We start from the raw sequence: 21712 nt of genomic DNA, 5'->3' as shown, positions 1-21712 counted from the left end.
TTATGGATTATGAACAATTAGAACATGAGCGCAAGCGCCTTATCATCCCATCGGTTGGGCTGATGCTTTTAGTATGTGTGGCGATTGGCCTGCTTTTTGTCCTCTACAGCCGACAGGCTTCTTATGGCCATGTTGGCAGTTACATCATGTTAGCCTTTATGGCGCCTTTTCCGCTGTATTTACTGATGATTCTCCCCTACCTCAAAAAATTTGACTGGGTACGGAAAAACGGCGACGTCCACTGGCGTCAATCCTTGACGAAAAAGGTCTCTTTGACAGGTTTTGATATTCTGTTGGGGCTGGCTATCGTTGCCCTTTACGCCGGCGTGCTTATCTTTGCCTTTAGCAGCAACAATGTCCCCAATACTGTGCCAAGCACAGAGAGGACCAGCATCCAAAAGCTCCCAAGTGCATTCTACGACCCGTCAGTCTCTAACGCCTTGACAGAGTCGATGCAATCAGGGACACAAAACAAAGGAGGTCAGTAAATGAGTGATGCCAGTTTGCGTGCCAGTGTCCAAAAGAACGAAGCTTTAAAAAGTAAGTATCAATCCGTGCAAAATAGTATTGCCTGGAATGGTCTGAGCACAAAAAGAGGCCTAGCCTCAGCCAACGCCTTGGTTGATAAGTGTAAAGACTATCTAGACAAGATAGATGGTAACGATGGTTACGGTTATTTATCAAATTTCCGTGACAAGCTCAGTACTGACTACGAAACTCTAAAGGGCTATCGGGACTTTGTTCGTGATTCCAATAAGGCTTTCATGGCTATGTATGAGGAATTGGGTAATCATATAACGGCACTAAATAGCGCGATAAGTCGGGATAAGAATGCCTATAATAAAGGCAAGAAATTCTGGGAAAGAATTTAGCGGAGGACAGCCATGGCTGAAGACATAATGAACTCAGAGATTAACTCGTCTAGTGGCGAGTGGCACGGTAGTGCTGACACCATAACACTGGATGATAGTGCGATTTCAGGGCTTAAGACCAATCTGTCACATGCCTTGACAGCTTTGAGAGATATGAAAACTTATATGACTGAGATGGACTCTTCTTCTGTATCTTGGTCAGGCAAGGCGAAGAAGACTTACGAAGATTTGATGACGATCATGACGACCTACCAAAAGGATTACTACCGAGCAGTCAAAGCCCTTGGAAAAGTGGTGGAAGGTTATGAAAAATTATTAAACGATACTCCCAATGCCAAACCCCTAAAGGAGATTGATGAAGCATGACGGCAATTAGTTTAGAAGCCTTGTATACAATTTCTCTTATGAATAATCAGGCAAAGCGTGATGATATCCCTCTCATCCCCCTACCAACTGACCTTAAACTTGGTCGAAAAGAAACCTTGAAAGTTGCCCTTACCAAGGGTTATAAGGAACTAGAGGCGTTAGGTTTTCTCACAGATGAGGTTCCTAGTGAAGCCTTTATAGCGACGGGGTTGAAACTGGATGCTTATCTGACGGCTGACTACCATGTGGTCGTGGATGAACGGCATTTCATTGCCCCTGCAGTTGACACAAACGGTTGGTGTTCTGTGGTTATCACTCTCTTGGATGACGGAACTTACGTCCTTGACTACCTCAACTCTGTTTTTCTTTTGGGGTATCTCATCCGAGATAATCCTGTTCTTGAAAATCTGGATAAGCAAGAAAAAAATTATCTCAAATCCCTCTGGTCGCCCTATATGTTTAGTCGCCTGATGGCTTTTTATGGAGACAAGCCAAGTTTACGCATCTGTCGGGAAGAGGCTGGACGTCTCCTAAGTGATGAGATTTTTATCCAGACGGACAAGAGTGGCCTTCTCCAGTATGATCTAACCGGTGAACGCATCCGTTCTTTGTCTCCTGATGAAATCAAGGAATATATTAATGACTACCTCAAGGTGAAAGTAGAGGTGATTTCATGACCAAAGAGACCATCAAAATCGATTTGACAGCGCATGAAGGGCTCATGGTTTCGGCCAGCAATGCGACGCTAAATGCGCAGCTAGCGATGCAGTCCATCAGTTCAGTTGTCTCTAGTATCACGGAGATTTCTAGTCAGGGTTTGACTAATGACTATATCACTGATGAAGACTTCCAGATTTTTGATATCAAGGCTCAGGAGCTTTATACCCTATCATCGGTTATCTATCAACTCATCTCGGATACCTATAGCGCGCTTATCGATGCGGATAAGGTCTCAGCTGTCGAGGTAGCCAATCTCTTGCTTAATAGTTCAGGCGTCTCACAAGAGGATAAGGAGGCTATCAAGGCTGACCCCAACCAGGCAGTCTCCAACATCCAAAAGCATATGAAGGAGTCAAACCAATGACTAAATTCTATACGAACAAGGATGATTTTGATGCAGGAAACTTGGCGACTTGGGGGAATGAACTGACTTCTGACAATGGTAGTATGGTGACAAACCTGCTTACGGCCATTACCAATGTGACTGAGGTTGTAAATGACAATGACTGTTCTGATTTTTACCATCAGGTGGGTGATGCCAGTCTAGGTAAGGAAATGCCTGGAAAGACTTACATGGAGGCCTATAATCGTGTTCACAAGATGATGGCCTCTGCTCGTGTTATCCACGAGAAAGTGGTTGAACGGATAGATCGAAAGGTGACTCAAGGCCTTGACAATGCCTTGAGAAAAGCTGACAATGTTAACGGGAAGAAGAACACCTACAAGACTCAACAGCTAACTTATACAAAAAGCCACAAGGGCCAGACGTCCAATAGTGGCTACAGTCAAGAGTATAGCTATACGACCCAAGAACACTATACGCTGGCGGAACTGCTAGATAACCAGAAGTCTCCCATCCAGTCAACCAAAAACTATTATGATAAGGCTCTGAGCGCCCTCAAGTCTCGTATTGCCAATTTGAGTGAGGAAGAGGTCAATCAAGTTCAAGACATGAAAAACATGTCTGATCAGGAGCTGATAGACACCTACCTCAAGCCACATCAGCTGTCTTATGAGGGGCTCAAATACACCCAGTTTCAAGAGGACAATAAGGAAGTCCTGAGTTATGTCGAGACAGGCCTAGCCATCGGGCTTTTTGCGGTCACGGTCGTGGCAGGGACAGCTCTGGCTATTGGCTCAGGAGGGACAGCTGTTCCCCTGGTGGCAGGCCTTGCGCTCAAGGGTGCAACAGTTGTAGGAACCACCTACGCTGTGGGGGAGGGGGTGTCTGCGGCGACAACGGGTTCTAGTCTCATCACGGGGACTCGGATGACGGAGAGTCAGAAGAACTTTGCGCTAGCAAATGCGGTTGTCTCCGCAGCTAGCTTTGGGCTTAGCTCGAGGCTGTCTAGCGCCAAGGATACACTGACTAGGATGGCTCAGGGGGCTGAAGGCTTTCAGGTAGCCAGCGCTAAGGTCAAGAACTTGAGTACTGTGACACGTGGTCTCAATTATGCCGATGATGCCCTAGCCGCCACTGAACTCAGCTACAACACGGTGGTCAAGGGTGAGGACCCGACCATGGCTATCGCCAGCTTTGCCATGAGCAAGCTTGCAGGTAAGATAGCCGATGTCGGCATGGCCCGGCAGAAGAGCCTTTCCGGCGTCGCTACCGATGTAGACTTCTCTGCCAAAGGTAGCGACCTTGACAGTGCGGTTGTCGAAGTGCCCAAGTATAACCGTGATCAGGTTCGGAAGAATCTGGAAGAAAGCAGGCTTGCGAGGGAGTCCAGTAACTTTGGCCAATATTTGGCGAAGGAGAAATTCCAGCAAACCTTGAATAGTATGGATTCTATAGATCGTCAGAGATATCTTCAATGGCATGACTACACGGAGTCGGGGCTAATGGCTGAGGATCGAGTAAAACTGTTATTTTGGGATAGGTCAGTTAATTCAAAACTATATCTTGAAAATAAGACAGTGTATGATAATCCAAAATATTTTGATCAACTAACAGGTAACGAGAACTGGCCAGGTCAAAAAGGCGATTCAAATATTGATGGCTTTGTAGAAGGTGAATATCAGAAAACAACGCTATCCCCTGGAAATAGAATTGACCGATTTGGCTCTGACTATGGACATTTTTTTGGAAATATCGGTGAATCTAAAGAGATGAGAGCGATGTCTCCAAACTCGGATTTTAAGAACTATAATCAATATGAAATATTGGTGGATTTACCTGTTTTAAAAGGAGAAATAGCCCCATGGTTTGATCAACCAGGTGGAGGAATACAGTTTAAATTAGATTCACTCTTTGCTAAACAGGTAATGTCTATCCCTTCTGATGAGACAGCTATTATAAAGAAACTAATTGAATTTGGTTATTTGAGGAAAATATAATGCTTGATAATGAATATATTGTAAGTTTGAAAAAGTTTATCAGTAATGTCGAAATTGTTTCAAAAAATAACAAGATACAGGCATATGACAACGTGGATATTATTTATATTCTAGAAAAAAGAGAGGGTGAATTTTTTATTTTACTAGATGAAAGAGGTGCCATTTCAGAGTATTGTAGAATTAGTAACAAGGAGTTGGCACAACTCTATTTTGCTATATTTGTTAAAAGAGGGGTTACAGATTTTGAATTCCCGTTGATGACTCTAATAAATGATATAGAGGATGTTGAAATATTAAAAGAATACTTAACTAGAGAAAAATTCGATAACTTTTTTTCAGTTGATTCCAGGACTAAAGGAAAAATAAATTTTTTTTCAGAATTAAACAAAATTTGTTACATAGATGCAAATGATAATGAATACAATCTATTCTTCCTACCAGAAAGAATATTTCAAACCTTCTATGCATCAATCGTAAAATTAAAAACAATAAGGGAGTGGTTGATTCAACTAAATGATGCTAATGGATTTGGATATGAATATGACGCTACTTTGTTAGGATATAGTTCAGAGGGTATAGAGAAGTTTTAAAATGAAGCATCTTGCTGTAAAACGGGAGTCATAAAGGAGGTTGTCAAATAATGGTTAGCTTAGAAAAAGAGCGATTGGAACTTTTATCAGATATTCACAATCTCTATTAAACTTAGATACAGGTAAATGGATAAAACTTGCTTTAACATATTAAAGTGAACACTAGAGACATCAAGTTCAATTTTATAAAATTTTCACCGTAGAACTTCTATCATTTGAAGATTAAGGGGAAGGTGAAGTCGTACAAAAACCAATAGAGAAAAAATGTGGTAATAGATAGTTAGCACATTTTTTTGCTAGGAAATAAGGGTTTTAGTAAGAAACTTACGAATAAAAAAGATGATGTGCTAGAGACGGTAAACACATGTTAAGTATGATGGCTTTAAAGGGGTTGAAGACTATGGCTTTGGTAGCTTCTCGTTCGGCGGATGATCTATCTAAAGCAAGTCTCTATCTGGAAAAATTATCAGTAGCAGGGACGACTATTGCGGCTGCTATTTCAGCGGGGGCCACCCAACTGCTGCCAGAAGTTACCTATGACGAAGACAAATACAAAAGAGAGTGGAAGGCATTAAAAGACTCAGGCACACTTGAGGAGATGAGGGAAAAACTTGTTAATATGGGTCACCTTAATTCCTTATTTGAAGCGGCAATGATTGCTGGGATTGGCGTTTACGCTGATTCACACAATGAATCTGTCGTTACGAAGATGGAAAAGCTGACAAAGGAAAAAGGCGGAGGGTACAGCTGGGAAGCTGCCACCTATCAGACATGGGATAATAGAGAGAGGAAGCGTGAAAGGGTCAATGACTACTATACGGATTCAAAAGTAGAAAATGATTTTAATCAATCTTCCGAGAAATACCGGCAATTAGAAAAGAAAAAACGAGAAGTGCTAGACAATCTTGCAAAGGATGCCCTAGTATCGGCAACCAATATAGTGGTCCCGGGTTTCTCAAGTGTTGCTTCGCTGGCAAGTAGTATTTTTGAGTCCGGTAAACTGAGCTCAGTCGTATCATCTGGAAACGATTTGTCCGCTACGGTCATCGGAGAACAATACAGTAAGGTATTGAGTGGTGGTGCCAAGGCTACGAGCAGATTGGCTAGTTATTTTGAAACATTAGGAGATATTGATGATGAAAAGATGGGGCTTTCCAATCAAGCAAAGGGAGACCTGTTTGGTGTTGGTGGTAGTAGCGTTATCGTCGATGATACGACCACTAGTTCTCAAAGTAATATCGCTTTTGACTTGTCTGCTAGCCTACAATCCTATGACTTCCAAGAAAATGGGGTTAGGGGTTATATCTTGAGGCAGTATGATGGAGAAATATTAAAGAAATTTGATGACGGAATAAAACGATCTGCCATGTCTCAAGATATGCGGGATATCTTAACAGGAGATAGTGATAAACCCATCACTGAGATTGAGCCAGATGTTATTAGAGATGCTTTAAATAAGGTGAATAGGGTTGCCTGTGATTTGAATACGAATGACGGATTAAGATGGGTAACTCGGTATTATGACAATAATTACCGTGACTTTGATGGATTGACTGGTAATGCAAAGACAAGTCATGTGGAAGGGAGCGCAGAATGAAAGGTAAAAAGTAAAAAAGATTCTCGGAAGTGTTTCTGTATTTTTGATACTGAGTGCGATTGCCTATACTGTCTATTCCCAGTTCTTCGCGTATCGTTTTGAGGAAGAACATGCGGCTAATATTACATCTATGGAGCTATTTGGCGACCAAAAGCAGTATCTCTCGGTCGTTGTAGAAGAAGGGACAACTGATGGTTGGAGAAGCGGTATCACGGTTTCGCAGAATTACTTAGTATCGGTGGATTCTAAGAAGCGCACGGATCGCTTGTCCAATCCCTACCAAATGGATGAGGGAGAGTCCGTCATGGTGACTACCTATGATTTAAATACAAGTAATTTTGCCCGAGAGTCAATTGATTTGGCCGATAGATGGCGTAAAGCCAACTATACCTATCAAATTGTGAACGTCTATGCCATAACCTATCAAGGGGAAGACTACCTCTCCATCGGATATGATGAAGATGAGTATTCTTCTGGTGTGGTTTGGTATAACCTGAAGACAAAGGCCTTTACCCAATACAAAGGTAAGGGTTCTCAAAGCAGTCTGCAAGTTTTGAGGGGGGGATACTACACTGGTATTGATGATAAGTTATCTGAATTGAATATGGATCTAAGGCAGTATTCGTTAAATTACAATTTTCAGAAGGCAAAAGGTATAAAAGACTTAAATATTTCAACGGAGTATCCTCAGATCGCCAAAAGGTTGACTGACGGCGGAGCTATCTATGCCCGCCCGACCATGGTCGATAAGGCTACCTGGTTTAACACGCTTATCCATTGGTTTGCGCCAGAAGGGCAAGAAGTCATGGAGCTCTATGCGAAGGATAATGAAACTGGTAAAAAGACTCCAATCAGAAGTTATGCGGACTATGAAGCGTGGAAAAAAGAATATTCAGAAAGCATGAGCAAATAATTTATGGGAAAGATAAAAATTAAAACCAACCAATTAAATATGTCTACTTCCAGCATCTTGACCATGGAAAGACTTCAAGGAGCCTCAAATGGGACAGATGCCTCGGTCAAAGACACCTCTAAAGTACCGCTCGATGATTGTCTGTTGTTGGCAAATCAAGGTGCAAGTAAAATAAGCGAGACGGTCCAAAAATACAGCAATTTTCTAACATCACTGGCCGATGCCTTTAAAAAACAAGACGAAATGCTTTCTGAAAAGTTTGGTTTTACACCAACAATAAAGCACGCGAAGCGAAAGAAGACAGCTAAGTCCGACGCAAGGCAGAGCGATGTCTACTTTAAGTGAGTATGAAAACGAGTTCGCCCGTTTTTTATATAGTAAGAAGAAAAAAACGGCTAGTGATAGGTCTCGTCTAACTGAGCTACATAGTCAGCTAACTCAAGCCGAAGTCCAAAGGGAGCTTGGTAGCAGGTGTGCGATTAATTCTGGCAACAAAGAAAGTTTCTGTGCAAAAAAATACGACAGGAAATTCTCAGATTAATGTGTCAAATTAGCAAGGCCTTTGGAACTCTCTATTTGAATCTGTGGAACAAAACATTAACATTCAAAATTGAGGATTTCTTTATTCCACATACAGTAAGAAAAAGGTAGCAGGAAGTAGGGGAAAAATCAGGGGTATTTAATGACAAAACGAATAATGGCGCATTTTCAGGAATAGGAATCACTCTTGGTTTTGTCAGCTATGAAATGAAAGTTGGTGATTGGCACATTAATTCAGGTAAAGAGTTCAATATTATGTGCCATACGTTTGGTTCGAAAACTTTTGGATGAGGGTAAGGGATAAGTATGTTACATTCAGTCATTAAAGTAGAGCAGCGTGTCTAATACAACCTTCAAGGGTATGGAGCATGAGTGAATGAAGGGCACTTTGTCCTCTGTTGTGGGCGATAAAAAGCCATTATTTTAGAAGGCCTAGGTCTTCTTTTTTTGCTGGTCTTGACAATACCCTGAGAAAATCTGACAATGTTTGAGTAGCAGTTTCTCCTAACCGCCACTGAACTCAGCTACAACACGGTGGTCAAGGGTGAGGACCCGACCATGGCTATCGCTAGCTTTGCCATGGGCAAGTTTGCAGGTAAGATAGCCGATGTTGGCATGACCCGGCAGAAGAGCCTTTCTGGCGTCGCTACCGATGTAGAGGTCTCTGCCAAAGGTAGCGACCTTGACAGTGCAAACGTCGATGCCACTATCGCTAAGAAGCTAACTGATGTGGACCTGACCGCTAAAGGTAGAGTCACCGCCGAGACCGCGGGAGCTGTCGCAGGGGCGAAGGTTGCGGACTTGGATGTGCCGAAGGTGACGGAGACCCAGGATATCGAAGCGCCTAAGTATAACCGAGAACTGATTCTAAGAAATCTGGAAGAAAGCAGGCTTGCGAGGGAGTCCAGTAACTTTGACCAATATTTGGCGAAGGAGAAATTTCAGCAAACCTTTATGGGTATGGAATCGATGGACCATCAGAGCTATCTTCAATGCCATAAATTTGCCGAGGCAGGGATCGAACCATACGATAGAGTTAAATTAAGAAATTGGTCCTATCCACCTGAGCCAGAATTTTACCTTAAAAATAAAAATGTATATGATAATCCGGATTATTTTAATCAGCTAACAGGTGATACAATTTATCCGGGAAGTCCCGAGAGTTCCATGGGTAGAGTTGATGGAAGTATACATAAAAATGGATTTTTGAATGGCGAATATGTAGAAGACATAATAGAACCAGGAGCAATTCTAGATCGTTATGGAGATAATGATTCTGGACGTTATTTTTCTCCTTCGGGCGCTAGTTTTGGAGAAAGAGCGCTACCCCCTTTCATGAAAAACAAGCCTAAGATAACTTATATCGTATCAAAACCAATCCCTAATAAAAAAGGATTAATTGCTCCATGGTTTGACGAGCTTGGAATGGGCATTCAACACTTTACAGATATGGAAGTGGGGTATTTGGTGAATAATGGTTATCTAATAATAATAGAGTGAGGTAAAAATAATGCAGTTAAAGCAAGAATTAATGGAGTTGCTAGTAAAAATAGGAGAGACAAATCTTAATCAGTCAGATTTATTTACAGAAAAAAAACCATCTCTATTCCTACCGGAAGGACGTACTATTTATTTAGAGGGCAATTATTACTATGTTGTTGGTGTCGAACGTGGAAAAATAAATTCTGAGAAGAAATTTGATAATAAGGAAGATATTCTTTATTATCTTTTGCAATCATATGTTACTAGAATAGCATCAAAGAACGCATGGACTAATGCCAATGGAGATTTTGAACGTTATAATAGCTTTCTACAAAAAGAACAAATTCGCTTATTTAGTATAATTAATCCTAAGTATGGGGAGAGAAGAAGAAAGGAAATTGAAAGAAACTAAGTTGAAGGGAAAAATAAATAATTTGATAGCATCTACAGGTAGAAAATGTTGAAGATATTCTACGTGGAGATAAAATAATATGGTATCAAAAGAATTGATTGAACAGTATAAGCAGGAAATAGAAATACTAATTAGAAAAAATAACTTTCAAACGTTGAGATATGAGTTATTTAATGAACAGAGCAATCTTCCGTGGGCGACACATCTATTTTATAGGGATAACAAGTTTATGATAAATAAGTAGAGATGAACGCTCATATGTTGTTGGAGTAACTTGGGAATACGATACTATTAATGGAGCTATAGACAAGTCCATGAGTATACTGAAACAAACCATTAACGCTGAGCATTTAGCACCAGAACTAGGATTTTCTCATCCATACTCGTCACCACTTTGGAATGAGGATTAAAAATGATGTAGCCTGAAGGCTACAGTGGAATGCAAAATTAGGCTTGTTGGGAGAGGTAAAATAATGGTAAATTTAGATAAAGAGAAACAAGAACTGATGGAAGAAATTAAATTGCCCTGTTGCACTTCATTTTACAACAGGGCGAGGAATTCAGTCCCTAATAATTTGTTTTTTAACTGTAGTAAAACACCCCTGTCTCTAAAATACTAGAAACCGAGGTGTTTTTCTTGTGTGTTAAATTTGAAACTAAATCCAACAAAGCTTCTTTTTACGCTGAAGGCGAGGAGCTTGGTAGCTTACGACAGTCAAATGTCATGTTTGATGGGCTTGTCTGGGGTCATTAGGATGCCTAGAAATGGGTGGTGTTTCACAGGAAAGGATGGCTACCTGTCCTTGTTTTTACGGCTTCCAAAACCTTGCTATTTTATGGGGTGCATGCTATAATAGGTAGACTAATCTGAAGGAGTGTGCGATGGCAGAACGTGGTTTGCTGATTGTCTTTTCGGGGCCGTCTGGTGTAGGTAAAGGGACGGTGCGTTCCGAGATTTTCAAGGATGATGCGCATAATTTTGAATATTCGGTGTCGATGACGACACGTCCGCAACGCCAAGGTGAGGTAGAAGGTAAGGATTACTTCTTTCGGACACGTGAGGAGTTCGAGGATTTGATTCGCCGGGGTGAGATGCTGGAATATGCAGAGTATGTGGGCAACTATTACGGAACGCCTCTCACTTATGTCAATGAAACCCTGGACAAGGGGGTTGACGTCTTTTTAGAGATTGAGGTTCAGGGAGCTCTTCAGGTGAAAAAGAAAGTTCCAGATGGGGTCTTTATCTTTTTGACACCTCCAGATTTGGCGGAGTTAAAAGAACGACTCGTAGGTCGTGGAACTGATAGCGCCGAAGTGATTGCGCAACGGATTGAGCGTGCTAAGGAAGAGATTGCCCTCATGCGGGAGTATGACTATGCGGTGGTCAACGACCAAGTGCCTTTGGCAGCAGAGCGCGTGAAACGGATTATCGAGACAGAGCATTACCGTGTGGACCGTGTGATTGGTCGATACACCCATATGATTTCAGAAACTGATGCAGCAAAAGCTGCTGTAAGAAAGTAGGACGAGAATTATGATGTTATACCCTTCTATTGACACTTTGACGGATAAGGTACCTTCTAAGTATTCTTTGGTCATGCTTCAAGCAAAGCGTGCCCATGAGCTAGAAGCTGGTGCGACAGCAACGAAAAACTTTACGTCGGTGAAGTCAACGTTAAATGCACTGGAAGAAATTGAAGCAGGGACGGTGACAATTCACCCAGAACCTGAAGCTAAACGAGAAGCAGAACGTATCGAAAAAGCTTTGGAACGCATTGCCAAAGAAGAAGAAGAACGTAAGATTAAGGCGCAAATCGCCAAAGAAAAAGAAGAAGAAGGCAAACGAATCTAAGGTATCTATCTTAGATTTTTCGTTTCATAAAGGGGGTGCAGGTATGCAAGCACAAGTTATCGTGGATCTGCCGGTCATGAAGACTGACCGACCTTTTACCTACGCTGTCCCAGAAGATTTGCAGACCATGGTGGCGGTAGGGTCACGGGTACATGTGCCTTTTGGGAAAGGCAACCGTCTCTTGCAAGGCTTTGTGGTGGGATTAAGTAAAGAAGAGGAAGATACCGGTCTCAAATCTCTGGTGCAAGTTCTGGACGAAAAACCTGTCTTGACCAAGGAACAGCTGGCGCTTGCAGATGCCATGCGCCACACGGTTTTTTCTTACAAAATCAGTCTCTTAAAAGCCATGTTGCCCAATTTGCTTAATTCTCGCTATGACCGTTTGTTGACCCCGCTGGATGAGTCTGACGCTGACGTCCAATCTCTGTTTGCCGGTCAGGCGCAACTCTTGTACAGTCAGTTGTCGCTGTCTCAGCAAAATCTGGCGCTAGCTCTAGTGAAAAAGGGCCTTCTTGCAGCGAGCTATGAAGCGCAAGATAGAAAGTCTGTCAAAAAGGAAAAACATTATCGCGTTTTGACGGAAGCTTTAGCAGGCCTAGCCATCAGCAGTCGGGCCAAAAAACGTCAGGCTCTAAAGGCTTATCTGGAGGCGCAACCCGAGCCGGGGCTATTTTCGGACTTGGTCTCACGTTTTTCCCGGCCTGTGGTTAATTTTTTTGTGGAAGAAGGGGTCATAGAGGTGACGGAAGTCGCTTTGAATCGCAGCCAAGGCTACTTTGATCAGGTGGCAAAGAGTGACTTTCTCCCACTCAATGCGGAGCAAGAGGCGGCTTCTGCTGCGATAATGCGTCAAATTGGCCAAGAAGGGCCTCCTTTTTTGCTGGAGGGCATCACGGGTAGTGGAAAGACGGAAGTTTATCTGCACATCATCCGAGAAGCCTTGGAGCAGGGGAAAACAGCTATCGTTTTAGTGCCAGAAATTTCCCTGACCCCACAAATGACCCACCGCTTTATTTCCCGTTTTGGAGAGCAGGTGGCTATCATGCACTCAGGACTGTCGGATGGGGAGAAGTTCGATGAGTGGCGCAAAATTAAAGAAGGCAAGGCCAAGGTAGTGGTCGGCGCTCGGTCAGCGATTTTTGCCCCCTTGGAGAATATTGGTGTTATTATCATCGATGAGGAACACGAAGCCAGTTATAAGCAGGAGTCCAATCCGCGCTATCATGCGCGTGATGTAGCTGTTTTGCGGGCTAAGTCCCATGCGGCTGTCTTGGTTTTGGGGTCTGCTACACCGAGTATCGAGAGTCGAGCGCGGGCTCAAAAGGGTGTTTACCAGCTCTTACGCTTGACCCAACGAGCCAATCCTAAGGCAAAGATACCTCAAGTCACTGTGGTGGATTTTCGCCAACAGCTGGGGGAGGAAGCTAGCGGTAACTTCACGCCTATTCTCTTAGAAAAAATCAAGGACCGTCTGGCTAAAAAAGAGCAGGTCGTCCTCATGCTGAATCGGCGGGGCTACTCCAGTTTTATGCTGTGTCGTGACTGTGGTTATGTGGACGAATGCCCAAACTGCGATATTTCCTTGACCTTACACATGGACACCAAAAGCATGAATTGTCACTATTGTGGCTACCAAAAAGGGATTCCTCAAGTCTGCCCGCATTGCCAGAGTCGAGACATTCGTTATTACGGAACAGGGACGCAAAAGGCTGAAAAAGAGTTGCTAGAACGTCTCCCAGAGGCCCGTGTGCTCAGGATGGATGTTGACACGACACGGCGCAAAGGGGCGCATGAAAAGATTTTGACGGCTTTTGGACAGCATGAAGCGGATATCTTATTAGGAACTCAAATGATTGCGAAGGGATTGGATTTTCCTGATGTTACCTTGGTCGGCGTTTTAAATGCTGACACGGCTTTGAATCTGCCCGACTTTCGGTCGTCAGAACGCACCTTTCAGTTATTAACCCAGGTTGCAGGTCGGGCTGGTCGGGCTGACAAGGCAGGTGAAGTTCTGATTCAAACCTATAATCCAGGGCATTATGCGATTGCACTGGCCAAAGAGCAAGATTACGAAAAATTTTACCAAAAAGAAATGGCCATTCGCAGACAGATGGCTTACCCTCCTTACTACTATACGGTGGGGATAAGCTTGTCGCATGCAGACGCTGATTTTGTGGTTTCTAAGGCCTATGATGTTTTGACACTCTTGCGTCGGGGCTTATCTGACCGTGTGGTGATTTTGGGGCCGACCCCTAAACCCATTGCGCGAACGCACAACCTGCACCATTACCAGATTTTGATTAAATACCGTTTTGAGGACCAGTTGGAGGCTACTTTAAATGCCTTGCTCAATTGGTCACAAGAAGATGGGCAAAAGGGCCTGCGCTTGGCCATTGACCACGAACCTCAAAATTTTGTATAAGGAAAGAATGAGATTAGTATGACAAAACTTATTTTTATGGGGACACCAGATTTTTCAGCGATGGTCTTAGAAGGCTTGCTTAATGATGGTCGCTATGAGATTGTCGCTGTTGTGACCCAGCCCGATCGGGCCGTCGGACGGAAAAAAGTGCTCCGTCAAACACCGGTTAAGGAGCTTGCCCTGGCCCATGATTTACCTGTGTATCAACCTGAAAAATTATCAGGGAGTCCTGAAATGGAAGCTGTGATGGCTTTGGGGGCTGATGGGATTATTACAGCAGCTTTTGGGCAATTTTTGCCGGGGAAATTGCTAGATAGCGTGTCTTTTGCACTCAACGTTCACGCTTCTTTGTTGCCTAAACACCGTGGTGGGGCGCCTATTCATTATGCTCTGATACAAGGAGACAAGGAAACAGGGGTTACCATTATGGAAATGGTCCGCCAAATGGATGCAGGCGATATGGTTGCCAAGGCGTCAACCCCTATCACAGATGAGGACACTGTCGGCACGTTGTTTGACCGTTTGGCTGTGATTGGTCGCGATTTACTTTTGGAAGCCTTGCCCTACTATCTGGCAGGCAAACTGACCCCTAGTCCGCAAGACGAAGCTGAAGCGACTTTTTCGCCCAATATTCAACCAGAAGAAGAGCGTATTGATTGGACACAATCTAATCGTGAGATTTTCAATCATGTTAGAGGCATGAATCCTTGGCCTGTAGCGCACACACTCTGGCAGGGGCAACGCTTCAAACTGTATGAGGTGACACCAGAAGCCGGCGAAGGGGAAGCTGGCCAAGTTATTGCAAAAACCAAAAAAGACCTCTTGGTGGCAACGGGTGATGGCGCACTGCGCTTGAAGGTCGTCCAGCCAGCTGGCAAGCCCAAGATGGCCATTCAAGACTTCCTAAATGGTGTCGGAAGAAAGATAGAAGTAGGAGATAGCTTTGGTCACTAAAGAAGCTAGTGCACGGTCTTTAGCCTTGGATATCTTAGGGCAGGTACTAGGGGATGGGGCCTATGCTAATCTTGCCTTGCAACAAAGCTTGGCGACAAGTTCGCTGTCAGCAAAAGACAAGGGGCTGGTCACTGAGTTGGTCTATGGAACCTTGACTCGTAAAATACAGCTAGAATGGTACCTGTCTCATCTGATTGCAGACCGAGACCAGCTAGAGCCATGGGTTTACCACCTCTTGCTCCTCAGCCTTTATCAAATCTGTTACCTCGAGCGAATCCCTGACCATGCAGTGGTCAATGAAGCGGTGACGCTTGCTAAAAAGAGAGGGCATAACAGAGGAGCTGAAAAACTGGTAAACGCCGTCCTACGTCGGATTTTACGAGATGGGGTGGCCGATGTGACGACCATCAAGCGTAAAAACAAGCGCCTGTCCATAGAGTATAGTCTTCCTGTCTGGCTGGTGAAAAAACTGCTTGAACAGTACGGAGAAAGCCGGGCTCAAGCCATCATGGCAAGCTTATTAGAAAAAAGTAAGGCCAGTATCCGTGTGAGTAAGGGGCAAGATTTGGCTCGGATTGCCCAAGAAACGGATAGCCAAGTCTCCCGTTTGTCTCCGGTTGGATTGGTGAAGACAAGCGGGCATTTTGCAGCCAGCCAGCTCTTCCAGAAGGGGCAAATTACCATCCAGGATGAGTCCAGTCAATTGGTCGCTCCGACCTTGCGACTGACTGGAACTGAGAGGGTCTTGGATGCTTGTGCGGCCCCTGGTGGGAAAACCTGCCACATGGCTTCTTATTTGACGACAGGAGAGGTTCTGGCTTTGGACCTGCACGAACATAAGCTGGCTTTGATTCGGGAAAATGCAGAACGCTTGGGCGTGGCGGACCGTGTCAAAACCCAGCAAATGGATGCGAGCACGGTCCACCAGCACTTTGCACCAGATAGTTTTGATAAAATTTTGGTGGATGCTCCCTGCTCAGGAATGGGACTTTTGCGTCGCAAGCCAGATATTCGCTTTCGTAAAGAGGGTTCAGACTTTGCTCAATTAGCCGATATTCAACTGGCCATCTTGGACAGTGTTTGTCAAACCTTACGTAAAGGTGGTATAATAACCTATAGTACCTGTACACTTTTTCAGGAAGAAAATCAAGGCGTGCTCCAACGGTTCTTGGAAAAACATAGCAATTTCGAGTTGGTACCTTTGGAACACCCACAAAAAGATATTGTTGTTGATGGTTGTTTGGTCATTACGCCTGAACTCTATGGTTCAGATGGCTTTTTCATCGGTCAGCTCAAACGGATAAACTAATCAGGAGGAAGAAACCTTGTCTGAAACACACCAAGCTGTGCAGATTGCTGTACGGACAGATATTGGTCAAAAACGTACGGAAAATCAAGACTACATCTCTAGTTATACCAATGAAGTGGGTCTGCCTCTGCTCGTCTTAGCAGACGGCATGGGAGGTCATCGTGCGGGGAATATTGCCAGTCAGATGGCAGCGACCCTACTGGGTGAAAAATGGCGCCAAAGTTCACTGACAGACTTGTCGGCTATTCGTCGGTGGCTCCAACAAGAGATTGAGACGGTCAACCGTTTGGTGCATGAAAAGGGCCTCGAAGAGCAATACCGTGGGATGGGAACGACCATTGAAGCGGTTGTAGTGGCTGGTCATGTGGCGCTTTATGGCCATGTTGGCGATTCTCGTATTGGTCTTTATCATGAAGGCAGTTACCAGCAGGTGACTAATGACCATTCTTTGGTGAATGAATTGGTGCAAGCGGGTCAATTGACCGAAGAAGAAGCCCAACACCATCCGCAAAAGAACATCATCACCCAGTCTATCGGTCAACCTTCACCTGTTGTGGTTGACGTGGGTGTTGAAACCTTGGTTGCAGGGGATATTCTGGTGGTTAACAGTGATGGTTTGACCAATATGATTTCAAAGGAGCAACTCGAAGAGGTCTTGTCACAAGCAGATAGCTTGGACGACAAAACCAAGGCCTTGATTGGACTTGCCAACCAAGCAGGTGGATTGGATAACATCTCTGTTGGACTGATTTTGGCAGAGAGTGAGGGGTAGGCATGATTGAAATCGGAAAACTCTTTGCCGGTCGTTACCGCATTCTCAAGGTTATCGGTCGTGGGGGGATGGCAGATGTCTATTTGGCCAATGACCTCATTTTAGATAATGAAGAAGTCGCCATCAAAGTCCTTCGCACCAATTACCAGACCGACCAAGTAGCCTTGGTGCGCTTTCAGCGTGAAGCGCGTGCCATGGCAGAATTAAATCACCCCAATATCGTTAGTATTCGTGATATTGGTGAAGAAGATGGCCAACAGTTTTTGGCCATGGAATATGTTGATGGGACGGATTTGAAACGTTACATCAAAGACCGTGCGCCTTTGTCAAACCAAGAGGCTATTCGGATTATGTCAGAGATTTTGTCTGCCATGACCCTAGCCCACCAAAAAGGTATCATTCACCGCGATCTTAAGCCACAAAATGTGCTCCTCACGCGAGACGGTGTGGCCAAGGTGACTGACTTTGGGATTGCTGTGGCCTTTGCAGAAACCAGCTTGACACAGACAAACTCTATGTTGGGATCTGTGCACTACCTATCGCCTGAACAGGCGCGTGGGTCGAAAGCTACGGTGCAAAGTGATGTCTATGCCATGGGGATTATGCTGTATGAGATGCTGACTGGGCATGTCCCTTATGATGGTGATAGTGCGGTTACGATTGCGCTTCAGCATTTTCAAAAGCCTCTGCCATCGCTCATGGCTGAAAATCACAATGTGCCACAGGCGCTGGAAAATGTTGTCTTAAAGGCGACTGCCAAGCGTTTGGACGACCGTTACAAGTCAACCATGGAAATGGCCAATGACCTGATGACTGTCTTAGACCCTATCCGTAGCTATGAGCCACGTTTAGAATTTGCACCAATGACACCACGCTCTCGGCCTAATCAGGTGACAACCCAGACACAACCCATCAAGACGGAAAATCTGAGCAAGCCAGTCCCTGTCGCTGAGAAAAAAGAGGAAACCTCTAAGGCAACCTCATCTGCTACGGAAAAACCGTCAAATCCAGCCACTGACCGTCAAAAGAAACGGCTCAGCCGTCGTCGGAAGGTATTTTATGCGGTCGTGGGACTCCTCGTGGGGGGAATCGTCCTTGCCCTATTGGCAAATATGTTTACCCAGACCAGCAATGTGACGGTACCAGATGTTGCGGGACAAGACCAGACCAGTGCGGAAAAAACGATACGAGATGCCAATCTCCAAGTCGGTAGTGTCAACAAAGTTGAAGATAGCACAGTAGAAGCGGGTAAGGTCATTCGGACCAATCCAGCGAGCGGTAGCAGCAAAAAGTCTGGTTCTAAAATTGACCTCTATATTTCGCGAGGTCAAGCGGTGACCCTGTCAGATTATACAGGCCAAGATATTGATAATGTCCAAAGTTCTCTGGCTGACCTTGGTATCACAAACATTGAAATAAAACGCGTGGAATCTTCTGATTATGACAGTGGCCAGGTCATTAGTCAAAGCATCAAATCAGGCACCAAGTATTACTTGGCTGAGGGTAAAAAGCTAACCTTGCGGGTGGCGAAGGCTTCAACAGCAACCATGCCCAACCTGGTAGGAGACAGCTACGAAGACGCCATTAACACCTTAACCAACCTTGGTGTTGACAAATCACGTATTCGTATCCATGTCAATAATACCGTGACACAGACTGCCTTAGGTAACAATTATCTGGTTTCAGGGCAATACCCTTACTATGGGTCAACCATTAACCTTAATGAAGACACCATTGACCTGTACTTCTATGATAGTACGGCAAATACTGAGACAACAACCAGTTCTTCAACGACTGCTTCAAGCAGTGTCACGACTAGTAGCGATAGTTCGGAGTCCACTAGCAGCACCTCATCGGAAAGCTCTTCAAGTAGTTCCAATGAATCAAGTGCGAGCAGCGGTGGTTCTTAAATGATTTCCTCAGTCAACCCAACAAATAGCATCCTCTTATGGGGTGCTATTTTTGTAATGACTTGGAACTATCACCTGAGTGATTTTTTTGGTACACTAGTAGAAATAGAAAAAGAGGAAGAAGATGCAGTTAGAAATTTTGTCTCTTGCAGACTACCAACGTTTTTTAAAGAAAGCGCGTCAAGCGTCCTTTACCCAAACACCTGAGATGGCTGAATTGCTAAAAAAACGTGGGTTTACCGTGGACTTCGTGGGGCTTCGTGTGGACGGGGTTCTTCAGGTCGCAGGTGTCCTATATAGTAAGCCGATGACAGGTGGCCTGCATATGGAGATGAACTCGGGACCAGTCTCTCTGAATAGGACCTATTTGGGAGATTTTGCGCAGGCCTTGGCTCAGTATGCCAAAGCAAACGGGGCCTTGGAACTGCTCCTAAAACCCTATGATACCTACCAAACTTTTGATGACATGGGGCAGGCGACGGGACCTGCTCATGAGGAACTTATTTTAGCCTACACATCTGCTGGCTATCAGTTTGATGGCTTACAGACTGGCTATCCAGGTGGGGAACCAGATTGGCATTATGTCAAAGATTTGACAGGTTTAACGAAGGCCAACCTGCGCCAATCCTTTAGTAAAAAAGGCAAACCCTTGGTGAAAAAGGCGGCTAGTTTTGGTACCCAGCTTCGCCCACTCAAGCGTGACGAATTAGCCATTTTTAAGGCAGTAACAGAAGCCACCTCAGAACGGCGAGACTATGTCGATAAGCCTTTGGATTACTATGAAGCCTTCTATGATAGCTTTGGTGATAAGGCTGAATTTATGGTTGCTACGCTCAATTTTCAAGCCTATGCGCAACACCTCGAAGAAGACCAAGCCAAATTGCAAGACAAGTTAGCCAAACTGGAAGAACGGTTTGTTGGCCAAGAAAGTTCCCCAAAATTTCAAAACCAAGCGCGGGAATTAAAGGCCCAGCTAGCTACCTTTGCCAAACGTATCGTAGAGGCACAGGAACTCATCGAACGCTATGGGACCAAGGACCAGGTGCTGGCAGTCAGTCTCTTTATCTACACGGACCAGGAGGCTGTCTATCTCTTTAGTGGGTCTTACCCAGAGTTCAATCGCTTTTATGCGCCAGCTCTTTTGCAAGAACACGTGATGACCCAAGCCATTCAACGGGGCATTAGCTTTTACAGCTTTCTGGGGATTATGGGTGTCTTTGATGGGTCAGATGGTGTATTTCGCTTCAAGCAAAACTTTAAGGGGTCAATTGTCCGCAAAATGGGAACCTTTCGTTACTACCCAAATCCCTTGAAATACAAACTGATACAAGGGCTTAAGAAACTTTTAGGCCGTTAGCAAAATGCAAAAAAAGTCTAAAAGATTGGGTTTCTTATTTCTCCTTACGAATAGATAGGTAAGGAGGTGAGAACATGAACTGGTCTTTTATTGCTTGGTGGTTGTTCCGTATGTAAGTTACGGATATATTTTTGAAGGCATGAAGAGGTTAAAAGATTGCAGTCACGGATGCAGTCTTTTGTTTTTTTAAGTCTTTGAAAACCCTACCAAGAAAGCCCCAAATATGCTATAGTAGATAGAAAAGGAGTGAAAACATGCAGTTAGCTATCTTTGGAACGGGAATGATCGTGCAAGAAGTTCTGCCAGTCTTGGCGGGGCTAGAAGACATTTCACTAGAAGCCATCCTATCGACCCCTAAGAGTTTGCCTCAGGCAGCCGAATTAGCTGAACGTTATGGGATTAAGCAGTATACTGCTACGTTAGAGGACATTTTAACCAATCCAGACGTGGATACGGTTTATGTCGCCTTGCCCAACCATTTGCACTATGACTACAGTCGTTTGGCGCTATTGGCAGGAAAGCATGTCATCTGTGAAAAACCCTTTACCTTGACCTTGGCAGAATATGATGACTTGGTAAACTTGGCCCAAGCTCGCGACCTTTTTTTGCTAGAAGCAATTACCAATCAGTACCTGCCTGCTTTTTTTGAGCTGAAAAAACACCTAAGTGCTTTAGGTGAGATAAAGCTTGTCACAGCTAACTATTCTCAGTATTCTTCACGTTATGACCGCTTTATGGCAGGCGAGTTACCCCCAGCTTTTGACCCTCAAAAAGGTGGTGGTGCCTTGCGGGATATCACAATCTATACGATTCATCTGCTGGTGGGGCTTTTTGGTCGTCCACAGGCAGTGACCTATCACCCGAACCTTTGGCGTGGTGTCGATACCTCAGGGATTTTGCTCTTGGATTACCCGAGTTTTAAGGCGGTGGCTATCGGAGCCAAGGATAGTTGGGGAAGAAATGGCCTCAGTATCCAGGGAAATCAAGGCAGATTAGACATGCGAGGGGCTGCCAATAGCTTGGGGCCAGTAACCTATCAAGCCTTGCAAGGGGAGATAGAGACCGTGTCTTTAGCCTCAGAGCAACACCGCATGGAGGCAGAATTCCGTCACTTTGTAACGATTTTAGCCCATCAAGATAAAGAGGCGGCAGCCAAGGCTATCGCTCACAGCCGTGATGTCATGGCGATTCTTGAAGCAGCTGCTAAGGATATGTCAGAGTTAACAATTTCTTTACAGTAGGTCTAAGATGGTAAATTTATGATAAAATAAAAAGGCATGACTTCTGCTGGCCCTTGCTTTTTC

General features: G+C 44.4%; 23 protein-coding genes. All 23 read left to right on the top strand.

Annotation, left to right across the window (positions count from 1 at the left end):
• The first annotated feature begins 2 nt into the window (after positions 1-2).
• The 23 genes from STRDD12_RS05020 to STRDD12_RS04910 all read left to right on the top strand — a co-directional run bounded on the left by STRDD12_RS05020 (position 3) and on the right by STRDD12_RS04910 (position 21649).
• A complete protein-coding gene (locus STRDD12_RS05020) occupies positions 3-488 on the top strand; it encodes a hypothetical protein (RefSeq protein ID WP_066915742.1) in 486 nt (161 codons plus the stop codon).
• On the top strand, positions 489-872 hold the full coding sequence (locus STRDD12_RS05015; RefSeq protein ID WP_066915740.1) for a hypothetical protein: 384 nt from the start codon (positions 489-491) through the stop codon (positions 870-872).
• Positions 873-884: 12 nt separating this feature from the next.
• A complete protein-coding gene (locus STRDD12_RS05010; RefSeq protein WP_066915739.1) occupies positions 885-1238 on the top strand; it encodes a hypothetical protein in 354 nt (117 codons plus the stop codon).
• Positions 1235-1915 (top strand): hypothetical protein, encoded by a 681-nt coding sequence (locus tag STRDD12_RS05005; RefSeq protein ID WP_066915737.1) that lies wholly within the window; start codon positions 1235-1237, stop codon positions 1913-1915. Before STRDD12_RS05010 ends, STRDD12_RS05005 begins: the two co-directional genes overlap by 4 nt.
• Positions 1912-2322 carry a hypothetical protein gene (locus tag STRDD12_RS05000; protein ID WP_066915735.1) on the top strand — a complete coding sequence of 137 codons (411 nt, stop codon included), beginning with the start codon at positions 1912-1914 and terminating at the stop codon, positions 2320-2322. The genes STRDD12_RS05005 and STRDD12_RS05000 overlap by 4 nt, the downstream gene beginning before the upstream one ends.
• A complete protein-coding gene (locus STRDD12_RS08440; protein WP_231853444.1) occupies positions 2319-4298 on the top strand; it encodes a TNT domain-containing protein in 1980 nt (659 codons plus the stop codon). Before STRDD12_RS05000 ends, STRDD12_RS08440 begins: the two co-directional genes overlap by 4 nt.
• Positions 4298-4888 carry a hypothetical protein gene (locus STRDD12_RS04990; RefSeq protein ID WP_066915733.1) on the top strand — a complete coding sequence of 197 codons (591 nt, stop codon included), beginning with the start codon at positions 4298-4300 and terminating at the stop codon, positions 4886-4888. The genes STRDD12_RS08440 and STRDD12_RS04990 overlap by 1 nt, the downstream gene beginning before the upstream one ends.
• A gap of 400 nt (positions 4889-5288) precedes the next feature.
• A complete protein-coding gene (locus STRDD12_RS04985; protein ID WP_066915731.1) occupies positions 5289-6485 on the top strand; it encodes a hypothetical protein in 1197 nt (398 codons plus the stop codon).
• Between the two features lie 43 nt (positions 6486-6528).
• Positions 6529-7398, top strand: coding sequence for a hypothetical protein (locus STRDD12_RS04980; RefSeq protein ID WP_156471443.1), 870 nt, complete (start codon positions 6529-6531; stop codon positions 7396-7398).
• Between the two features lie 3 nt (positions 7399-7401).
• Positions 7402-7743 (top strand): hypothetical protein, encoded by a 342-nt coding sequence (locus STRDD12_RS04975; protein WP_066915727.1) that lies wholly within the window; start codon positions 7402-7404, stop codon positions 7741-7743.
• Between the two features lie 753 nt (positions 7744-8496).
• Positions 8497-9438 carry a TNT domain-containing protein gene (locus STRDD12_RS04965; RefSeq protein ID WP_231853443.1) on the top strand — a complete coding sequence of 314 codons (942 nt, stop codon included), beginning with the start codon at positions 8497-8499 and terminating at the stop codon, positions 9436-9438.
• A gap of 10 nt (positions 9439-9448) precedes the next feature.
• Positions 9449-9832 carry an Imm63 family immunity protein gene (locus STRDD12_RS04960; protein ID WP_066915723.1) on the top strand — a complete coding sequence of 128 codons (384 nt, stop codon included), beginning with the start codon at positions 9449-9451 and terminating at the stop codon, positions 9830-9832.
• Between the two features lie 79 nt (positions 9833-9911).
• Positions 9912-10076, top strand: a complete 165-nt coding sequence (locus tag STRDD12_RS08510; RefSeq protein ID WP_269450041.1) for an Imm59 family immunity protein — start codon at positions 9912-9914, stop codon at positions 10074-10076.
• Positions 10069-10242 carry an Imm59 family immunity protein gene (locus STRDD12_RS08530; RefSeq protein ID WP_331709086.1) on the top strand — a complete coding sequence of 58 codons (174 nt, stop codon included), beginning with the start codon at positions 10069-10071 and terminating at the stop codon, positions 10240-10242. Before STRDD12_RS08510 ends, STRDD12_RS08530 begins: the two co-directional genes overlap by 8 nt.
• 472 nt (positions 10243-10714) lie before the next feature.
• The gene (gene gmk, locus STRDD12_RS04950) at positions 10715-11356 is read left to right on the top strand and encodes a guanylate kinase (RefSeq protein ID WP_066915721.1); all 642 of its coding nucleotides are present in this window, start codon (positions 10715-10717) and stop codon (positions 11354-11356) included.
• Positions 11357-11366: 10 nt separating this feature from the next.
• Positions 11367-11684: a DNA-directed RNA polymerase subunit omega gene (rpoZ, locus tag STRDD12_RS04945; protein ID WP_066915719.1), complete on the top strand. Its 318-nt coding sequence runs from the start codon at positions 11367-11369 to the stop codon at positions 11682-11684.
• 43 nt (positions 11685-11727) lie between these two features.
• Positions 11728-14106: a primosomal protein N' gene (locus STRDD12_RS04940; RefSeq protein WP_066915717.1), complete on the top strand. Its 2379-nt coding sequence runs from the start codon at positions 11728-11730 to the stop codon at positions 14104-14106.
• A gap of 18 nt (positions 14107-14124) precedes the next feature.
• Positions 14125-15060, top strand: coding sequence for a methionyl-tRNA formyltransferase (gene fmt / locus STRDD12_RS04935; protein WP_066915715.1), 936 nt, complete (start codon positions 14125-14127; stop codon positions 15058-15060).
• On the top strand, positions 15050-16369 hold the full coding sequence (rsmB, locus tag STRDD12_RS04930) for a 16S rRNA (cytosine(967)-C(5))-methyltransferase RsmB (RefSeq protein ID WP_156471442.1): 1320 nt from the start codon (positions 15050-15052) through the stop codon (positions 16367-16369). Before fmt ends, rsmB begins: the two co-directional genes overlap by 11 nt.
• Positions 16370-16406: 37 nt before the next feature.
• On the top strand, positions 16407-17141 hold the full coding sequence (locus STRDD12_RS04925) for a Stp1/IreP family PP2C-type Ser/Thr phosphatase (RefSeq protein ID WP_066916235.1): 735 nt from the start codon (positions 16407-16409) through the stop codon (positions 17139-17141).
• Positions 17142-17143: 2 nt separating this feature from the next.
• Positions 17144-19051, top strand: a complete 1908-nt coding sequence (gene pknB, locus STRDD12_RS04920) for a Stk1 family PASTA domain-containing Ser/Thr kinase (RefSeq protein ID WP_066915711.1) — start codon at positions 17144-17146, stop codon at positions 19049-19051.
• A 124-nt stretch (positions 19052-19175) separates the two neighbouring features.
• The gene (locus STRDD12_RS04915; RefSeq protein WP_066915709.1) at positions 19176-20408 is read left to right on the top strand and encodes an aminoacyltransferase; all 1233 of its coding nucleotides are present in this window, start codon (positions 19176-19178) and stop codon (positions 20406-20408) included.
• Positions 20409-20662: 254 nt separating this feature from the next.
• Positions 20663-21649 carry a Gfo/Idh/MocA family protein gene (locus STRDD12_RS04910; RefSeq protein WP_066915707.1) on the top strand — a complete coding sequence of 329 codons (987 nt, stop codon included), beginning with the start codon at positions 20663-20665 and terminating at the stop codon, positions 21647-21649.
• Positions 21650-21712 lie beyond the last annotated feature (63 nt).

Source organism: Streptococcus sp. DD12, assembly GCF_001578885.1.
GTDB lineage: Bacteria > Bacillota > Bacilli > Lactobacillales > Streptococcaceae > Streptococcus.
Note: the sequence above shows the minus strand (reverse complement) of the source record. Positions and strands in the feature narration are given on the sequence as shown.

Coding starts and splice junctions, on each gene's coding strand:
- STRDD12_RS04965 (WP_231853443.1), top strand. CDS start 8,497: ATGGCTATCGCTAGCTTTGCCATGGGCAAGTTTGCAGGTAAGATAGCC.
- STRDD12_RS04960 (WP_066915723.1), top strand. CDS start 9,449: ATGCAGTTAAAGCAAGAATTAATGGAGTTGCTAGTAAAAATAGGAGAG.
- gmk (WP_066915721.1), top strand. CDS start 10,715: ATGGCAGAACGTGGTTTGCTGATTGTCTTTTCGGGGCCGTCTGGTGTA.
- STRDD12_RS05010 (WP_066915739.1), top strand. CDS start 885: ATGGCTGAAGACATAATGAACTCAGAGATTAACTCGTCTAGTGGCGAG.
- STRDD12_RS04910 (WP_066915707.1), top strand. CDS start 20,663: ATGCAGTTAGCTATCTTTGGAACGGGAATGATCGTGCAAGAAGTTCTG.
- pknB (WP_066915711.1), top strand. CDS start 17,144: ATGATTGAAATCGGAAAACTCTTTGCCGGTCGTTACCGCATTCTCAAG.
- rpoZ (WP_066915719.1), top strand. CDS start 11,367: ATGATGTTATACCCTTCTATTGACACTTTGACGGATAAGGTACCTTCT.
- STRDD12_RS04985 (WP_066915731.1), top strand. CDS start 5,289: ATGGCTTTGGTAGCTTCTCGTTCGGCGGATGATCTATCTAAAGCAAGT.
- STRDD12_RS04975 (WP_066915727.1), top strand. CDS start 7,402: ATGGGAAAGATAAAAATTAAAACCAACCAATTAAATATGTCTACTTCC.
- STRDD12_RS05020 (WP_066915742.1), top strand. CDS start 3: ATGGATTATGAACAATTAGAACATGAGCGCAAGCGCCTTATCATCCCA.
- STRDD12_RS04940 (WP_066915717.1), top strand. CDS start 11,728: ATGCAAGCACAAGTTATCGTGGATCTGCCGGTCATGAAGACTGACCGA.
- STRDD12_RS05015 (WP_066915740.1), top strand. CDS start 489: ATGAGTGATGCCAGTTTGCGTGCCAGTGTCCAAAAGAACGAAGCTTTA.
- STRDD12_RS04915 (WP_066915709.1), top strand. CDS start 19,176: ATGCAGTTAGAAATTTTGTCTCTTGCAGACTACCAACGTTTTTTAAAG.
- STRDD12_RS04990 (WP_066915733.1), top strand. CDS start 4,298: ATGCTTGATAATGAATATATTGTAAGTTTGAAAAAGTTTATCAGTAAT.
- fmt (WP_066915715.1), top strand. CDS start 14,125: ATGACAAAACTTATTTTTATGGGGACACCAGATTTTTCAGCGATGGTC.
- STRDD12_RS08440 (WP_231853444.1), top strand. CDS start 2,319: ATGACTAAATTCTATACGAACAAGGATGATTTTGATGCAGGAAACTTG.
- STRDD12_RS08510 (WP_269450041.1), top strand. CDS start 9,912: ATGGTATCAAAAGAATTGATTGAACAGTATAAGCAGGAAATAGAAATA.
- STRDD12_RS05000 (WP_066915735.1), top strand. CDS start 1,912: ATGACCAAAGAGACCATCAAAATCGATTTGACAGCGCATGAAGGGCTC.
- STRDD12_RS05005 (WP_066915737.1), top strand. CDS start 1,235: ATGACGGCAATTAGTTTAGAAGCCTTGTATACAATTTCTCTTATGAAT.